Origin of the sequence: Alkalicoccus urumqiensis, from assembly GCF_002993335.1 — a bacterium.
In the GTDB taxonomy this organism is placed as follows: domain Bacteria; phylum Bacillota; class Bacilli; order Bacillales; family Salisediminibacteriaceae; genus Alkalicoccus; species Alkalicoccus urumqiensis.
In genome coordinates this window covers 143,175-159,226 of record NZ_PVNS01000010.1, presented here as the reverse complement: position 1 = coordinate 159,226, position 16,052 = coordinate 143,175, and the positions used below count along the sequence as shown (strand labels likewise).

At 49.2% G+C, this 16,052-nt stretch carries 15 protein-coding genes; 4 read left to right on the top strand and 11 right to left on the bottom strand.

Annotated features, from left to right (window positions below):
• Nucleotides 1-7: 7 nt before the first annotated feature.
• Both C6I21_RS11800 and C6I21_RS11795 read left to right on the top strand, forming a co-directional pair.
• Nucleotides 8-1,546, top strand: coding sequence for a Ppx/GppA family phosphatase (locus C6I21_RS11800; protein WP_105959686.1), 1,539 nt, complete (start codon nucleotides 8-10; stop codon nucleotides 1,544-1,546).
• Between the two features lie 138 nt (nucleotides 1,547-1,684).
• Nucleotides 1,685-3,751: an RNA degradosome polyphosphate kinase gene (locus tag C6I21_RS11795; protein ID WP_105959685.1), complete on the top strand. Its 2,067-nt coding sequence runs from the start codon at nucleotides 1,685-1,687 to the stop codon at nucleotides 3,749-3,751.
• A gap of 108 nt (nucleotides 3,752-3,859) precedes the next feature.
• Here the strand turns inward: C6I21_RS11795 and C6I21_RS11790 are convergent, their stop codons facing one another.
• The 5 genes from C6I21_RS11790 to C6I21_RS11770 all read right to left on the bottom strand — a co-directional run bounded on the left by C6I21_RS11790 (nucleotide 3,860) and on the right by C6I21_RS11770 (nucleotide 8,886).
• Nucleotides 3,860-4,570, bottom strand: coding sequence for a lytic transglycosylase domain-containing protein (locus tag C6I21_RS11790; protein ID WP_245411626.1), 711 nt, complete (start codon nucleotides 4,568-4,570; stop codon nucleotides 3,860-3,862).
• 100 nt (nucleotides 4,571-4,670) lie between these two features.
• Complete coding sequence (locus C6I21_RS11785) at nucleotides 4,671-5,558, bottom strand: metal ABC transporter permease (RefSeq protein ID WP_105959684.1); 888 nt, start codon at nucleotides 5,556-5,558, stop codon at nucleotides 4,671-4,673.
• Nucleotides 5,555-6,307, bottom strand: a complete 753-nt coding sequence (locus C6I21_RS11780; RefSeq protein WP_245411625.1) for a metal ABC transporter ATP-binding protein — start codon at nucleotides 6,305-6,307, stop codon at nucleotides 5,555-5,557. The genes C6I21_RS11785 and C6I21_RS11780 overlap by 4 nt, the downstream gene beginning before the upstream one ends.
• Before the next feature lie 349 nt (nucleotides 6,308-6,656).
• Complete coding sequence (locus C6I21_RS11775) at nucleotides 6,657-7,559, bottom strand: deoxyribonuclease IV (protein WP_105959682.1); 903 nt, start codon at nucleotides 7,557-7,559, stop codon at nucleotides 6,657-6,659.
• Nucleotides 7,560-7,572: 13 nt separating this feature from the next.
• Nucleotides 7,573-8,886: a DEAD/DEAH box helicase gene (locus C6I21_RS11770; protein WP_105959681.1), complete on the bottom strand. Its 1,314-nt coding sequence runs from the start codon at nucleotides 8,884-8,886 to the stop codon at nucleotides 7,573-7,575.
• 266 nt (nucleotides 8,887-9,152) lie between these two features.
• Between C6I21_RS11770 and C6I21_RS11765 the strand changes: the two genes are divergently transcribed.
• Together C6I21_RS11765 and C6I21_RS11760 are read left to right on the top strand one after the other, a co-directional pair.
• A complete protein-coding gene (locus C6I21_RS11765; RefSeq protein WP_105959680.1) occupies nucleotides 9,153-9,653 on the top strand; it encodes a CarD family transcriptional regulator in 501 nt (166 codons plus the stop codon).
• Between the two features lie 70 nt (nucleotides 9,654-9,723).
• The gene (locus tag C6I21_RS11760; protein WP_105959679.1) at nucleotides 9,724-10,683 is read left to right on the top strand and encodes a 4-hydroxy-3-methylbut-2-enyl diphosphate reductase; all 960 of its coding nucleotides are present in this window, start codon (nucleotides 9,724-9,726) and stop codon (nucleotides 10,681-10,683) included.
• Nucleotides 10,684-10,802: 119 nt separating this feature from the next.
• Here the strand turns inward: C6I21_RS11760 and C6I21_RS11755 are convergent, their stop codons facing one another.
• The 6 genes from C6I21_RS11755 to rpoD all read right to left on the bottom strand — a co-directional run bounded on the left by C6I21_RS11755 (nucleotide 10,803) and on the right by rpoD (nucleotide 16,034).
• Nucleotides 10,803-11,921, bottom strand: a complete 1,119-nt coding sequence (locus C6I21_RS11755) for a Nif3-like dinuclear metal center hexameric protein (RefSeq protein WP_105959678.1) — start codon at nucleotides 11,919-11,921, stop codon at nucleotides 10,803-10,805.
• Entirely contained in the window at nucleotides 11,918-12,625 is a 708-nt protein-coding gene (locus C6I21_RS11750) for a tRNA (adenine(22)-N(1))-methyltransferase (protein ID WP_105959677.1), read from the bottom strand. Before C6I21_RS11750 ends, C6I21_RS11755 begins: the two co-directional genes overlap by 4 nt.
• Before the next feature lie 135 nt (nucleotides 12,626-12,760).
• Nucleotides 12,761-13,123 (bottom strand): c-type cytochrome, encoded by a 363-nt coding sequence (locus C6I21_RS11745; protein WP_105959676.1) that lies wholly within the window; start codon nucleotides 13,121-13,123, stop codon nucleotides 12,761-12,763.
• A gap of 136 nt (nucleotides 13,124-13,259) precedes the next feature.
• Complete coding sequence (locus C6I21_RS11740) at nucleotides 13,260-13,970, bottom strand: glycerophosphodiester phosphodiesterase (RefSeq protein WP_181186227.1); 711 nt, start codon at nucleotides 13,968-13,970, stop codon at nucleotides 13,260-13,262.
• 17 nt (nucleotides 13,971-13,987) lie between these two features.
• The gene (locus C6I21_RS11735) at nucleotides 13,988-14,524 is read right to left on the bottom strand and encodes a hypothetical protein (RefSeq protein ID WP_105959674.1); all 537 of its coding nucleotides are present in this window, start codon (nucleotides 14,522-14,524) and stop codon (nucleotides 13,988-13,990) included.
• Between the two features lie 394 nt (nucleotides 14,525-14,918).
• Nucleotides 14,919-16,034, bottom strand: a complete 1,116-nt coding sequence (gene rpoD / locus C6I21_RS11730) for an RNA polymerase sigma factor RpoD (RefSeq protein ID WP_105959673.1) — start codon at nucleotides 16,032-16,034, stop codon at nucleotides 14,919-14,921.
• Nucleotides 16,035-16,052 lie beyond the last annotated feature (18 nt).

Below are 16,052 nucleotides of genomic sequence, written 5' to 3'. Positions count from 1 at the left end.
TTTTTTCATGGCAATGCAGCAGATCGGTATTATCGATATGGGATCCAACTCCGTTCGGTTTGTCGTGTATGAAGTAGATGAACAGGCGTGCTTCCGGGAAGCACAGAATTTAAAAGTAACCGCGCGGCTCAGTACATATATTGATGAAGATGGAGCGATGACGGATGAAGGAATCCAGGTCATTTTGGACACACTCGACAAATTCGCCCTTGTCGCTGAAAATTATGAATTCACAAGTATCCGGGGTGTAGCGACAGCTGCGGTCCGTAATGCGTCCAATCAGGATGAAATTATGAATGCAATCGCGGCTCACTCCGACTTTCCTTTCGAAGTGCTCTCCGAAGAACAGGAAGCGTATTACGGGTATCTTGCGGTCACTAATTCCACCGATATCAATGAAGGACTGACAATTGATATCGGCGGCGGAAGTACTGAAATTACGTATTTTCAGGACAGGGAATTAAAGCATTCACACAGCTTTCCCTTCGGTGCGCTGACACTGAAAAAACAGTTTGTTGCAGGGGACACACCGACGGAAGCGGAATGGAAAAAACTGTGCCGCTTTCTTGAAGAATCGTACCGGTCACTCGATTGGGTGCCCGACCGCGAAGTCCCGGTGATCGGAATTGGAGGCTCTGCGCGGAACATTGCCCAGGTCCATCAGGATGAAATTTCCTATCCGATCTCCGGCCTCCACCAGTATAAAATGGAAGAGGACGATATGGAGGATGTTATCGAAGATCTGCGGAATATGTCGCTGAAAAAGCGGGAAAAGCTGGATGGTTTATCAAAAGACCGGGCGGATATCATCCTCCCTGCCGCCGCTGCCATGCAGGTGCTGATGGACACGTCGGACGGTGGAGCGTTCATCGTCAGCAGCCGCGGACTCCGCGATGGTCTGTTCTTTGAACAGATGCTCTCCGCGATCGAAGTCACCCACTTCCCAAACGTGAAAGAAGAAAGTTTCTATCAGCTCAGCAACTATTACCGCCTGAACACTGTTCTTCAGAAGCGGATATCGATTTTGTCGGCCTTTCTCGCGGACGAACTTAAAAAACATCAGCTGGTTGATCTGGACGATCAGGAACTGCATCTCCTGCGGCTCGGCGCCAACGTGTTCTATATCGGCGGAGCGATCCATGCTGAATCGAAAAGTCAGCATTCCTTCTACCTTCTGACAAATCAATCCATCGATGGGATGTCTCATATGGAGCGGCTGGCTGTTGCCTTTACGGCATCGTTCAAATCCCGCTCCCAATTAAAACAGTTTGCGAAGCCGTATAAGAAATGGGTGGATAAAAAAGAGTTGAAACGGTTTGAACTGCTCGGTGCGATCAACCGCATCTCCCATGCTCTGAATACATCCGAGCAGAGCGTTACGACTCGAATGGAAATCGTTCATGCCGGCCGGCACAACCTTACATTAAAAGTTTACTATACAGGCGACGCCTTCTTTGAAGAGGCCGATGCGAATAAATACAAAAAGCACCTGGAACGGCCGCTCAAACGAAGTATTGAATTTATTTTTGAAGAAGAACAATCTTAACACTGGGTTAACAACTGTCTGCTACACTGAAAAAAGCATTTCTTCCAGGCCGCCCCCGCCGCTTGATGACGGGAGCCCGGAGAAACATAGCGCCGGCTGACCGGCCAGCGCAAATTTTTAAAGAAATGAGGGCAGCAGATGACCGAACAGCCATTTCAGGATCCATCCTATTATCATAACCGGGAACTCAGCTGGCTCCGCTTTAACGAGCGGGTGCTTGAAGAAGCCGCCGATACGTCAAATCCGCTGCTGGAGCGGCTGAAATTCCTGGCCATTTTCAGCTCCAACCTGGACGAATTTTTCATGGTTCGGGTAGCAGGATTAAAAGATCAGGTGAAAGCAGGATATAACCGGCCGGAGAACAAAACGGCATTGACTCCGAAGCAGCAGCTGGAACGGATCGCCTCCTCCAATCAGACGCTCGTTGCAAGGCAGTATCACCTTCTCCAGCACCACATTCTTCCGGAGCTGAATGACAAAGGGCTGATGTTTTTAACGCCGGAGGAGCTTAATGAGGAAGAATATCACCGGATGCACGAGCATTTCAAAAATTATATTCTGCCAGTCCTCACACCGCTTGCTATCGACGCGTACAGACCTTTCCCGATGATCTCCAATAAAAGCCTGAATCTTGCAGTCGTGCTGGAGCAGGAAGGTCCGCGGAGGCTCGCGATTGTGCAGGTCCCGTCGGTGTTAAGCAGAGCAGTGCCTGTTGAAGAGGACGGCACCCGCTTTGTATTAATGGAAAATGTCATTGCCCATTTCATCGATCACCTGTTCACCGGCCACACGATTCTTTCGGTCTCCCCATTCCGTATTACCCGGAATGCGGACCTGACGATTCATGAAGAAGGAGCCCGGGACCTGCTCCGGGAGATTGAAAAAGAGCTGAAGAAACGAAAGTGGGGCGCAGCCGTTCGTTTTGAAATGGAAAAAGACCGGATGGATCCAAACGTTCTATCCCTTTTAACCGACGTCCTGGAGCTGGACCGCGATGATTTCTATGAAGTTGACGGCCCCCTTGATTTGTCCTTTTTCTTCGCCTTTTACAGTGGACTGGCTCCGCGTTTTGACGAGCTAGCTTATGAGACTGCCATCCCGCAGCCGCCGAAAGACCTCGTCGGCGAAGAAAACATCATGGATGCGATGCTGAAAAAGGATATTTTCCTTCATCACCCTTACGAGTCATTTCAGCCCGTCGTCGATTTCATCGCTCAGGCCGCAGAAGATGAGCAGGTCCTTGCGATTAAGCAGACGCTTTACCGCGTCAGCGGGGACTCTCCTATCATTGCTGCACTCGCCCGGGCAGCGGAGCTCGGCAAGCAGGTCACCGTTCTTGTCGAACTGAAAGCCCGTTTTGATGAGGAAAACAACATTCAGTGGGCCAAGCAGCTCGAGAAAGCGGGCTGTCATGTGATTTACGGTATTACGGCACTGAAAACCCACAGCAAAATTACACTCGTCGTCCGGCATGAAAATGAAAAAATTCAGCGTTTTGTCCATCTGGGCACCGGCAACTACAATGATTCTACGGCGAAACTTTACACGGATATGGGCATGCTTACGACGCGCAGCAGTTACGGCATTGATGCCACCAATTTCTTCAATTACCTGAGCGGATTCAGCTCCAAGCCGGACTGGAAAGAAATCGCCACTGCTCCCTTTGAGATCCGGGAAGCATTCCTGGATATGATTGATAAGGAAATTGCGTCGCATAATGAGAACGGAAACGGAAAAATCACGGCCAAGATGAACTCATTGACCGATAAACCGATCATTATGAAACTATACGAGGCAAGCTGCGCCGGAGTGGAAATTGAACTGATCATCCGCGGCATCTGCTGCCTGAAACCCGGTATTCCCGGTGTCAGTGAAAACATCACCGTCCGGAGTATTCTCGGCCGTTTTCTGGAGCACAGCCGTATCTTTTATTTTTACCAGAATGGAGAAGAAGCCATCTACCTTTCATCCGCTGACTGGATGACACGGAACATGGAGAAACGAATCGAAATTGTCTTCCCGGTGTATGAAACACATGTGAAAGCACGGGTGAAGGAAGTTCTGGATCTCTCTCTGGATGATAATCAAAAAGCACGTGTCATGAATACGGATGGTACGTATAACTATGTCAAAAACGAAAAGCCGCCGCTTAACAGTCAGCTGGAATTTCAGCGCCTTGCTGCAGCTCAGTCAGAAGACAGCTGATCGTCTAAAACGTTAACTAAACAGCAGGGAGATTTACGGCCTGCTGTCAAAGAAGAAGCCCTCCACCTTCGCGGCAGAGGGCTTCTTTTTTATTGGTTATTTCTAATTTCAGCGCAGTGCCGTTTCCATCGCCTCTGCTTTTTCCTGAATCTCTACAGCATACCAGCTGGCTGCATCCCCGTTTTCCTGGACATACTGCTTCATCCCGCTCATACCGCGGTGGTAGGCTGTGAGTGCTTCGTCCCAGTTTCCTTCGTATCTGTCGTGCAGGTAGGAAAGGTACGTCACTGAAAGCTGAATCGCATACTGCGGATCAAACAGAAGTTCTTTTTCATACGGAAGGCCGGCCATCTCGGCAATCCACGGCCCGGTATTCTCCATGAACTGAGCCATGCCATATGCGTGGCCATATTGCGTCTCCGGACCTACAAGTTCAGGATCAAACGTATCTCCTGTTTCGACCCGGAGCAGTTCGTATACGACAAATGGGTCGATATTCTGCTTCTCTGCTTCCAGGGCAAGCAGAAGCCCCCAGTCTTTTTCAAACGCGCCTTCACTGTCTTCATATACATGAGCAGCAAACATCCCTGCCTGCTCCCAGTCTGCATGTCCTTTTACTTCATAACCATCAGGCAGGCCGGAAATTTGTTCTTCCAGCTCTTCCATATGCTCATTCACGCGCTCCTGAGCGTCTGTTGATTCAGCAGTTTCAAGCTCGGAAATCTGCTGCTGGGTTTCCATATATCCGGATCCCAGAAGTAGCGACGCGGCCGTGAACAGCAGCGCTGTTACAGCCATCGCTGCAAACGAAAATCGCATGAAATATCCTCCTTTTACTGTATAACAAACCAAAATAATAAGTTCAGGTAGTCATACTATAGGAGAAGCGCTTGGAATGCAAGAAAAAACACCTGCCGAATTAGGCAGATCGACCCCCGGCTGCAGATGAATCTGCCTGCGGACGGCGCATGGCTTTCACGATCAGACCGTATTTAGGCCCAAATAGAAAAGCTGCAGCAAAAAAGGAAGTGGCTGCAAGAACGATCGATGCTCCTGAAGCAACATCATACAATACAGAGAAATAGAGCCCAATGACAGCAGACATGGCTCCAAAACCTGCGGAGAGAGCGATCATGACCGGAAATCGATCGGTCAGCAGGTATGCCGTCGCTCCTGGCGTAATCAGCATCGCGACGACCAGAATGATACCAACAGTCTGAAGCGAAGCGACCGTCACCAGCGACAAAAGAAGCATAAACAAGTAGTGGATCCACCGGACCGGAAGACCGGAAGCTTCCGCCATCGTTGCATCAAATGTCGTCAACAGCAGCGGACGGTAGAAAAGCGCCACGGCGATCAGTACAACGATTCCGATGACGAACGTCGTAATGACATTTGCATTGGATACAGCCAATACATTACCGAACAGATAATGCATCAGGTCAATCGAAGTACCACTCAGCGAGGTCATCGCTACGATACCAAGTGCAAACATTGCCGTAAACATAATTCCTATAGACGAATCCTCTTTAATGCGGCTGTTCTGTGAAATAAATCCAATGGCGAGAGCGGTCAGCACACCGGTGATAAACGCCCCGAGAAAGATGCTGCTTCCGATCATATAAGCAAAGACAACGCCGGGAAGAACGGCGTGGGAAATCGCATCCCCCATCAGTGCCATTCCGCGGAGAATGATAAAACAGCCGATCACGCCACAGATGATACCGACGAGAACAGCAGTTATAAGGGCAGTCTGCAGATAGCCGTAATTGGCCAGCTGGTCAAGAAATACCGTTATTCCGTTCATCTTCCTGCCACCACCAGACCGTTTTCCCCGCCGAAGACAGCAGCACTTCCTCCGTAGGCTTTTTTCATGTTTTCCTGTGAAAACACATCCTCTACGTTCCCGGAAGCAACGACAGTCTGATTCAGGAGAACCAGCTCATCAAAATATTCCTGCACTTTACTTAAGTCATGGTGAATCACGACAAGAGTTTTTCCCTGTTGTTTAAGTTCGTTTAAAATGCCGGAGATGATCTCTTCAGATGCTGCATCAATCCCTACAAACGGCTCGTCCAGAAAGAAGAGCTCTGCTTCCTGTACCAGAGCACGTGCAAGAAAAACGCGCTGCTGCTGACCGCCGGAAAGTTCTCCAATCTGACGATGTTTAAAATCCTCCATCCCCGTCTGCCGGAGCGCATACTCTGCCTTCTCCTTATCGGATGCGGACAGCTTTTTATACCAGGGAACATGGACGAAGCGCCCCATCCGCACAACGTCGATGACACGGACAGGAAAATCCCAGTCTACTGCTGACCGCTGCGGGACATAAGCAGTACGGGAACGATAGGCGTCCATCGATCCGCCGAAAATCGAAACCTCCCCCTCATATTTGGTCATCTGCAGCATCGCTTTTAGTAGCGTTGATTTACCCGCACCGTTCGGTCCGATGATGCCGATACTCTTTCCTTTGTGAACATCAAATGAAATATTCGAAAGTGCTCTGGTTCCACTGTAGTGCACGGATAGATCACGTACAGAAATAGTTTCTTCCACGATATTTTCCTCCTTTATTACCGACTTATATATGTTAAAGTTGGTCATTCGTTAAAAAGTTGTACAAGGGAAACTTTTATTCTGTCTTTTATTATACGGGAGGAAAATAAGAAATGCAATCCTTCTGCAGCCTCTCTCCTGTAAGACGTGCCCACCCTGGCAGCAGCTCGAAAATATACTATTTTCGAGCTGCTGAGAATCCGGTGAAAAAACAACGGATACCTCTTTTAAGCTTGAGGTGTCAAAGCTCTGCACAGAACACGTTTTGAATAGTATTCGTTTACATACCAAAAAAGCGGATGCTCCCTGAAAGGAACATCCGCTTTGAACGAAAGGCTGAATCGAAAAGTTAGTTTACTTCCAGGCCGGGAAAGATTTCTTCTTTCATGCCGGCATTGAACTCCCGCTTCCGGATCATGGCGATTTCTTTTTCATACGGCGGCTTTTTGTTTTTCTTATCCGTGCCGACATAAGGCGTTTCCAGAATTTTAGGGAGGTCTTCAAAAGCTTCGTGGTATAGAACATTGGTCAATGCATCGAATCCAATATGTCCAAATCCGATATTTTCATGACGGTCTTTTGAAGCCCCGCGTTCATTTTTTGAGTCATTCACATGCACGACTTTGATCCGGTCGAGTCCGACAATACGGTCGAACGCCTCAAGGGTGCCGTCCAGATCGTTAACAATATCATATCCTGCATCGTGAATGTGGCACGTATCCAGGCATACCGACAGCTTCTCATTGTGTGTAACCCCATCAATGACAGCGGCAAGCTCCTCAAACGACCGGCCGATTTCAGATCCTTTTCCGGCCATCGTTTCCAGAGCAATCTGCACATCCTGATCCTTATCGATGACTTCGTTCAGCCCTTCAATGATTCTCTTAATGCCAGCTTCCGGGCCTGCGCCGACATGTGCTCCCGGGTGAAGCACAATCTGACGGGAGCCGAGCGCTTCCGTCCGGTCAATTTCACTCCGCAGGAAATCGACGCCGAGCTGAAATGTCTCAGGTTTAGTTGTATTGGCGATATTTATAATGTAGGGAGCGTGGACGACGATATCAGACATCCCGTGCTCCTTCATGTGAGCTGTTCCCTCTTTGATATTAAGTTCTTCAATCGGGCGGCGCCGCGTGTTCTGCGGAGCTCCGGTATAAATCATAAATGTTTCCGCTCCATAGGAAGCAGCCTCTTCGCTCGCCCCAAGAAGCATCTTTTTTCCATTCATAGAAACATGTGAACCAATTTTCATGAAAAAACTCCTTTTACTTCGTTCTGCCGCGGCGCTCATCTCTGTTTTTCTGACGGCGGTTAATTCGTCTTTCGCGCTGGTGTTCCCGCTCTGCTTTTTCACGCGCTTTTTTCTTATAAGCCGGCTTTACTCTATTTTTCTTCTTTTTCGGCGGGAGCGGTGCTGCATCCTGTTTTGGACGGTTATCCGAACGTTTTTCAACCGTCACCCACTGTCCTTTTTTCCATTCTTTATAAATGAAGCGGGTGCCTTTTTTCTTCAGCTGGGCAATGGATGCATCATCGCTGCGGCCGTAAAGAGTAATCGCCTGACCACCCCACCCGGCACGTGCTGTACGGCCGACACGGTGCGTGTAATACTCAAGCTCCGTCGGAATCTCTGCATTGATAATATGGCTGACACCGGTAATATCAATACCTCTCGCGATGAGATCCGTTGCCACGAGATACTGTACTTCTGCATCCTGCAGCCGTTTCAGCACTTTCTTCCGCTTTCTCGGAGCGACACCGCCGTGAAGAAGGTCCACGTTAAGCTCTTCTTCCAGGAGAACTTCATAGATCCGGTCGGCACTTTCTTTTGTGTTGGCAAAAATAATTGCTAGAAACGGTTGAATCTGGGTCGTCAGCTTACGGATTACTTCTTCTCTTGGACGATCTTTATCCCAGACGAGCCAGTGTTCCAGGTTGGCGGGGCCCGTTTCTTTCGGCTGCACTTCCACCTGTTTCGGCTGCTTCATGTATTTTTTCAGAAATGGCATAAGCGATTCCGGAATTGTCGCAGAGAAAACGAGGAGCTGCGTATCATCATGAAGCTTGCCGGCAATGTTGTTCACCTCATCTAAAAAGCCGAGATCCAGCATCTGATCCGCTTCGTCTACAACAAAACTCTTTACCTTGGAGGCATTCACAGCCTTTTCGTTCATCATATCAAGTACCCGGCCCGGCGTACCGACAATAATCTGTGGACCCGAGGCTGCTTTTTCCAGCATTCTATCTCTGTCCAGTCCGCCGATAACAAGCTGCGCACGGACGCCGGTATGCTCTGCGTAGAGGCTGACGACTTCGAAAAGCTGTCTTGCGAGTTCTCTCGTCGGTGCTGTAATAATGACCTGTGTTTCTTTTCTCTCCGTATCTATCATCGTGAGAAGCGGCAGGACAAAAGCCAGTGTTTTTCCTGTTCCTGTCTGCGATTTACCGATAACGTCAACGCCCCGGAGTACAGATGGAATCAGCCGCTCCTGAATTTCTGTCGGTTTGGAAATGTTCTGCTCCTGAAGAGCCTGTATAAGTTCCGGACGTATCCGGAACCGTTCAAAATTGTGTTCCATTCTATCACCTTTCTTTTCTCGTACCATTAGTCTGCAACACTTTATTTTAGCACGAATCATTCTTCTGTGCTTACTGAATTAGCTGGAAGTATCACTCCGTGTCTATTTATGGTAAGATAGGGTTGGATGCGTGTCCGCTTATGAAAGTACCGCCGCCGGATGTACCGGCCGGAAAAAAACCATATTTTAAATAAGTCAGGTGTTCAGCTGTCTGCTGATCCGCGTACCGGAACAAGATCCATCAATTTTCGAATGGAGGAATGCTTATGTACAGCATTGGAGATCCGGTAGTCTATCCCGGCCAGGGTGCGGGAACGATTACAGATGTCGTGAGCAAAACGATTCTGGGAAAAAAGCAGGATTATTTTGAAGTCTACTTCCCCCTGCAGCGAGTTACACTGAGTCTGCCTGAATCCAGCGTGGATGCTTCCGGTCTGCGGCCCATAACGGACCCTCAGAAACTAAGAGACGTTTTATACTCCTATACAAAAAAAGAACCTGTCACCGAATTTAAAAAACCGTCCAGAAGACCGGATCAGCGTCTCTGCGAGAATAACTTGAATGGATGGACAGATGTCTACTTCGAACTGTGCTGCAAAGATGCTGCTGAAGGAGTGCGCCTGCACAGCGAGGAGAAAAAAGCATTCGAACTCGCTTCCCGTCTCCTCGTCAGTGAAGTTTCTCTTTCCTGCGGCTTGAACTCAGAGGAAGCTGCAACCCTTGTGCGTTCGAACATGTACAGTGCTTCCAGTACGCCCCAGACATAACTTCATTTGTCACAGCGGATGGGAGATATTATAATAGGTACGAATGATGAATGGAGGAGGATTTTCACGCATGGAAGTGAAGAAGATTTCTCCGCGCGGCTACTGCTATGGCGTTGTGGACGCAATGGTTATGGCAAAAGAAGCCGCCGCGGATCCTGAGCTGCCCCGGCCAATCTATATCCTCGGTATGATTGTCCATAATAAGCATGTAACAGATGCTTTTGAAGAAGATGGTGTCGTTACACTGGACGGCGAGAATCGTCTGGATATTCTCCGCCAGGTAGAAAAAGGCACCGTAATTTATACTGCTCACGGCGTTTCTCCGGAAGTCCGCCGCCTTGCAGATGAAAAAGGACTGACAGCAATTGATGCTACCTGCCCGGATGTCACCGTAACACATGATTTAATCCGCGGACGCAGGAGTCAGGGCTACGAATTTATTTATATCGGTAAGAAAGGCCACCCCGAACCGGAAGGTGCCATCGGCGTCGCTCCGGATATCGTTCACCTCGTTGAAAATATGGAGGATGTGGCTGCGCTTGACATCCATTCCGAAAAAATTATCATCACCAATCAGACGACGATGAGCCAGTGGGATGTGCGGCATCTGATTAAAGCTGCTTCGGATAAATACCCGCATGCAGAGATTCATAACGAGATCTGCAACGCCACACAGGTCCGTCAGGAAGCCGTTGCTGAGCAGGCAGGCGACTGCGATCTGCTTCTCGTGGTCGGTGACCCGAAAAGCAACAACTCCAACCGCCTTGCCCAGGTGTCCAAAGAAGTTGCAGGCACTCCGTCCTACCGGATCAGCAACGTAAATGACATCAACCTGGAATGGCTTCAGGGTGTCAGTAAAGTAGGTGTTACGTCTGGTGCCTCCACGCCGACACTGATTACGAAAGAAGTGATTAAATTTCTTGATCAGTTTGACGAGGACGATCCGCATACGTGGGATACGACGAGCACCGTCCGTCTGGCTAAAATCCTGCCGAAAATCCGTAAAAAGCGCCGGGAAGGTGCCAAATAACCAGCTGCAGCCGGAGAGATTATCCTCCGGCTGTTTTTTTGCGTCTGCACCACATTGGTCCGAAAGTACTCATGAAATGGAGCGCCTGCTTTCTTTTTCAGTAATACGCTTTTCAAAGCCTACCGGAAGCGGAAAGGGTCGGTATGCACCTGTGAAACAATCACGTCCGTCGCTTTTTTATGCGACTGAACTGCTTCTATCATCCAGTCTGCTACGGACTGCTTCATGATTTTTTCCACGTGATGACCGGGGTCCACCATCATCAGTCCCTCCATCCAGGCATCATGGGCAACGTGGAAATACAAATCGCCGGTGACATATACATCTGCACCCTGCTTCAGCGCCTCCATTGCATATTTATTGCCGTCGCCGCCGAGGACCGCTGCTTTGCGGACTTTTCTGCCGCCGTCACCGACGACTCGTACTCCTTCTACTCCAAACGCTTTTTTTACATGATCCGCAAAAGCATCCAGTGTCATTTCTTCCTGGAGGTAACCGATCCGGCCGAGTCCCTGACGCCGTCCCGGAGTTTCCAGCCGGTATACATCAAAAGCCGGCTCTTCATAAGGGTGGGTTTTTTTCAGCACCTGCATGATCCGGGAACGCTGAGATCCGTAAAACACAGTTTCAATCTTCTGTTCTTCAGGACGTTCCAGTTTTCCCTGTTCTCCGATAAATGGATCGGTTCCCTCACCAGGACGGAATGCGCCACGCCCCTCCGTAGTAAACGCACAGTGACTGTAATTACCGATATGACCGGCTCCAGCATCACCAAGAGCCTCTCTCACGTGATCAGCATGGCTTTCCGGCACATATACGACTAATTTAAAGACAGGATCCTCTGACACTGGCACAAGTACGTCTGTATCGGTTATACCGAGCGCATCGGCCATAAGGTCATTCACACCGCCCTCTGCAGCATCGAGATTCGTATGTGCAGCATACACGGTAATATCATGCTTGATCAGCTTTTCAATCATTCTTCCGTACGACGTATCCACGTTTAATTGTTTTATAGGACGGAACAGCAGGGGATGGTGAGCGAGAATAAAATCGACGTCATTTTCGATTGCTTCATCCACTACCGGCTCCAGAACATCCAGCGTAATCATGATTTTATTTACCGGTTTATCGAGTGAACCGACCTGGAGCCCGATCTTATCTCCATCCACCGCCAGATGTTTTGGAGATCGTCTTTCAAATTCCTGGATAATCGTCTGGACGTGCATTGGTTTCATGAAAGTACCTCCTTGATCCAATTCTGTTTCTGCAGAAGCTCTTCCTGCCTCTCCGATGCTTCCGGTACACGTGCCTGTTCCAGCTGTCTGCGGATACGTTCCAGTTGATCATATTCCTTTTTCCATTTCTGAATAAACGCCGCCGGCTTTGTTCTCATGAGGAGCGGCCCGATCCAGAGCTGCTTCTCAAGCGGCTCGTCTTCCATATAAGGATCTTCTGCTCCCCTTTCAGCAGCAAGTACTTCATAAAGCCGGCCGTCTTCTGCGATAACGGTCTCTTTCATTAGATGCCAATCGTTCTGCCTCAGCCACAACCGCACGTGGTCAGATGCGATATTCGGCTGCAGCACAAGCCGGTGTACATCGTCCAGAAAGGCTTTCCCGTCTTCTAAAATCTCTGCGATCAACGGACCGCCCATGCCTGCGATGACGACGGTGTCCGCGGTGCGGTTTTCCAGAACCTGAAGGCCATTACCAAGTCTTGCTTCCACACGGTCCTGCAGATGATTTTCCCGGATTTTTGCTCTTGCAGACTGCAGCGGGCCTTCATTGAGTTCTCCTGCAATCGCATATTCACAGAGATGATTTCCGACAAGGTAGACAGGCAGGTAGGCATGATCGGATCCAATATCTGCTACGGTACCGCCGGGCAGCACCCACTCTGCGACTTTTTCCAGACGGGTGGATAAATGTTGTTCATTCATTGCGTTTTTCTCCTTTATTTTCACGTACCTCCGGCTTTTTTTCTAACAGTACCGGTTCATACGGGAGGTATCTTTCTTTCGCAAAAACAGGTGTCTATCCCGGTTACTGACCCCCGATAGACACCTGCATTTGTATTATTCGTTTTCTGCTGCAATAAATTCTGCTACGGCATCGGCTTCTTCGCCCTGCACGATATCCGCCGGCATATCTCCAGGACCTTCAGAGATAGCTGTCGTGACATCATCAGCCGAGTAACCGCCGTCCAGTGCAGGTCCTACACCGCCGCCGAGATCGCCGCCGTGACAGGAGGCACAGTTGCCTTCATAAACACTCTGTCCAAGTTCAATTGGATCATCCGATGTTTCCTCCTGCTGCTCTTCCCCGTTCTCAGCCGCCTGTTCCGAACCAACGTTCAGTCCAACAAGGGACAACAGGAAAATGGAAAGCAGTCCGAGAACAGCGGTTGCTGCAAAAGGAAATAATGGTTTTCCGCGCATGTCGTAACCTCCTTATGTATCAATACCTATGAATAATAGCGCTGGTGCACTCTTCTTTATTGTAGCGGAAAAGCTGTGGATTGAAAAGCTATTTTCCTTTCGCGGTCACTTACGCATGGATGCGTTCACAAAATGATCACAACCGCATCATAAGTGCCGGATTATCCACGATTACACCCGACACTCCGGCGCTAGAGAGCCGCTTCAGCTGAACCAGGTTCCGGACATTGTACACTCTGATGCTCATTCCGGTTCCCGCCCAGCGGCTGTAATACCAGGCTGCCTGTGGTGTGTGCCGTATATGAATAGAATCTGCCTGAATCAGATTCGCATACGCAGGCCCTCTCCGGAAAGGAGATTTTGTCAGCAGAGCTGCTTCGATCGCCGGATTTTTCTTCTTGATTAAAGGAATATATCGGTGGCAGAACGTAGAGATAACAATGTTTTTTTCGTTCAGTGGAGACAGCGTCTCAAGTATTTGTGCCACCGTTTCTTCGTCCTTATGATAAAGCTGCTCCTTCAACTCTACATGGAGCGTGACGTTTCTCTCAGCAGCCCACGCTGCTGTTTCCTCCAGAAGGGGGACAGGTTCTCCTTCATAAATACTTGAAAAGTACGAGCCTGCATCCATACTGCTCAAGTCCCGTGCCGGGGTTTTCTCTACAGTCGAAGATATCCCTGTCGTCCGGATTGTATCCGGATCATGGATGACCACCGGTACATTATCACTGGATAAATGGACATCACATTCGATTCCACCGGCCCCTGCTGCAACTGCACGTTCAAATGACACCATCGTATTTTCCGGGCGGTCTGCCATAGAACCCCGGTGCCCTATAATAATCACGCGCTCCACCTCCATCGTTAAAACGTTTCAAATATAAATAACGCTGTTAAAAGCAGAAGCCCGCTCGCTCCTGCAATCACGAGGTAGGAAAGTTTTAATTTCCACCCAACAAACGCCCACCCGACTGATAGCAGCGCAGATGCCATTCCTATAAAAGCTCTCCCTCCATCAAGGGTCCGGCTGATAGACAATAGAAGCATAAAGGACAGTCCAGCCGATATCAAAAACGAGGGATGCGCAAAAACCGACCCCCGCCTGCGGAACAGGACTCCTGCCGCCAGCGATACTGCAGAAGCAGTGAAGAGAAGCAGAAGGCCTGCAGCGGGCGGCAGGTCCAGTATCAACTGAACGAGCAGCAGGACGGTGACAAAAAGAAAAAACAGCGCTGCCGTAAGCCAGTCTATTTTATTTGTCCGCGCAGCGGCAGAAGCCGGCTCTTCTTTTTCACCTTCTAAGTATAGACTTAATAAAAATTCACAATATGTATCCGGCAGCAGCCGGCTTTTCTGCCATTTACGGATTTCTTCAATGATTATCCGCTTCCGTTCCTCCACTGGCTTCCCTCCCTGTCCATTTCCTTCCATACTAAGTATCAGTATACCTTACATCTTTTCAGATTACAGCCTTTCCTCTCAGACCATCTGGAAAACAAGTGGCACCTTCATGAAATAAATCCGGAAGAAACCGCCTGGTTTTAAAAGAAAAGGGGGTATGTTGAATGGGTTGCCGCTTCCTGCCTGCCCTGAAGCCGTACAACTAGCGCCCGGTTGGAAGACAAGCCCGCGCAGGCTTCGCGGAGAAGCTCTATCAACAGAAACAAATAGTACATGGAACAGCATGTTGAAATGCTGCTGTCCCTGGTATGCCTGCGTAAAAAAGCATTAGGATTTTATATATTCTTATTCGTTGAAAAAACCGCCCCCGTTTAAGGGGGCGGCATAGAGTATTTTATTCGAGAAAGTCTTTCAGACGTTTACTCCGGCTTGGGTGACGCAGCTTGCGGAGTGCTTTTGCTTCAATCTGACGGATACGCTCACGCGTGACACCGAACACTTTACCTACTTCTTCGAGTGTCCGTGTCCTTCCATCATCCAGACCGAAGCGGAGACGGAGTACATTCTCTTCGCGGTCTGTCAGCGTATCCAATACATCTTCCAGCTGCTCTTTTAACAGCTCATAGGCTGCAGCATCCGAAGGTGCCAGCGCTTCCTGGTCCTCGATAAAGTCTCCAAGATGAGAATCATCTTCTTCACCGATCGGTGTTTCAAGCGAAACCGGCTCCTGGGCAATTTTTAAAATTTCCCGGACCTTATCAGGAGTCAGATCCATCTCTTTGGATACTTCCTCCGGCGTCGGCTCACGGCCGAGATCCTGCAGCAGCTGACGCTGAACACGGATCAGCTTGTTGATCGTTTCCACCATGTGAACCGGTATACGGATCGTACGTGCCTGGTCTGCAATCGCACGGGTAATGGCTTGACGAATCCACCACGTTGCGTACGTACTGAATTTATACCCTTTGTTGTAGTCGAATTTTTCGACAGCCTTGATCAGACCCATATTTCCTTCCTGAATCAGATCGAGAAAAAGCATTCCACGGCCGACATACCGCTTCGCAATACTTACGACGAGACGAAGGTTCGCTTCAGCAAGACGCCGCTTGGCCTCTTCGTCCCCTTCTTCAATCCGTTTAGCCAATTCGATTTCCTCTGTTGCGGATAAAAGCGGCACGCGGCCGATTTCTTTCAGGTACATCCGTACCGGATCGTTAATTTTAATACCAGGCGGTACACTAAGATCGTTCAGATCAAATGCTGCTTCTTTTTCCACCTGCTGGAGACTTGGGACTGTTTCGCTTTCGTTAATGATCTCTACGCCCTGCTCACCAAGATATTCAAAAAATTCATCCATCTGTTCGGAATCTTGATCAAATGCGCCGAGACGCTCGGTAATTTCTGCATATGTCAAGGAACCCCGTTTCTTACCGGATTCCAATAATTGATCTTTTACCTGATCGATGGTTAAATCTCCCTCCGCCAATGGACGGACTGGTTTTTCAGCCATACGACCCCTCCTTTCCCG

Coding starts and splice junctions, on each gene's coding strand:
- C6I21_RS11750 (WP_105959677.1), bottom strand. CDS start 12,625: ATGAATGAACAACATTTATCCACCCGTCTGGAAAAAGTCGCAGAGTGG.
- C6I21_RS11795 (WP_105959685.1), top strand. CDS start 1,685: ATGACCGAACAGCCATTTCAGGATCCATCCTATTATCATAACCGGGAA.
- C6I21_RS11760 (WP_105959679.1), top strand. CDS start 9,724: ATGGAAGTGAAGAAGATTTCTCCGCGCGGCTACTGCTATGGCGTTGTG.
- C6I21_RS11800 (WP_105959686.1), top strand. CDS start 8: ATGGCAATGCAGCAGATCGGTATTATCGATATGGGATCCAACTCCGTT.
- C6I21_RS11765 (WP_105959680.1), top strand. CDS start 9,153: ATGTACAGCATTGGAGATCCGGTAGTCTATCCCGGCCAGGGTGCGGGA.
- C6I21_RS11745 (WP_105959676.1), bottom strand. CDS start 13,123: ATGCGCGGAAAACCATTATTTCCTTTTGCAGCAACCGCTGTTCTCGGA.
- C6I21_RS11755 (WP_105959678.1), bottom strand. CDS start 11,921: ATGAAACCAATGCACGTCCAGACGATTATCCAGGAATTTGAAAGACGA.
- C6I21_RS11785 (WP_105959684.1), bottom strand. CDS start 5,558: ATGAACGGAATAACGGTATTTCTTGACCAGCTGGCCAATTACGGCTAT.
- C6I21_RS11775 (WP_105959682.1), bottom strand. CDS start 7,559: ATGAAAATTGGTTCACATGTTTCTATGAATGGAAAAAAGATGCTTCTT.
- rpoD (WP_105959673.1), bottom strand. CDS start 16,034: ATGGCTGAAAAACCAGTCCGTCCATTGGCGGAGGGAGATTTAACCATC.
- C6I21_RS11790 (WP_245411626.1), bottom strand. CDS start 4,570: ATGCGATTTTCGTTTGCAGCGATGGCTGTAACAGCGCTGCTGTTCACG.
- C6I21_RS11770 (WP_105959681.1), bottom strand. CDS start 8,886: ATGGAACACAATTTTGAACGGTTCCGGATACGTCCGGAACTTATACAG.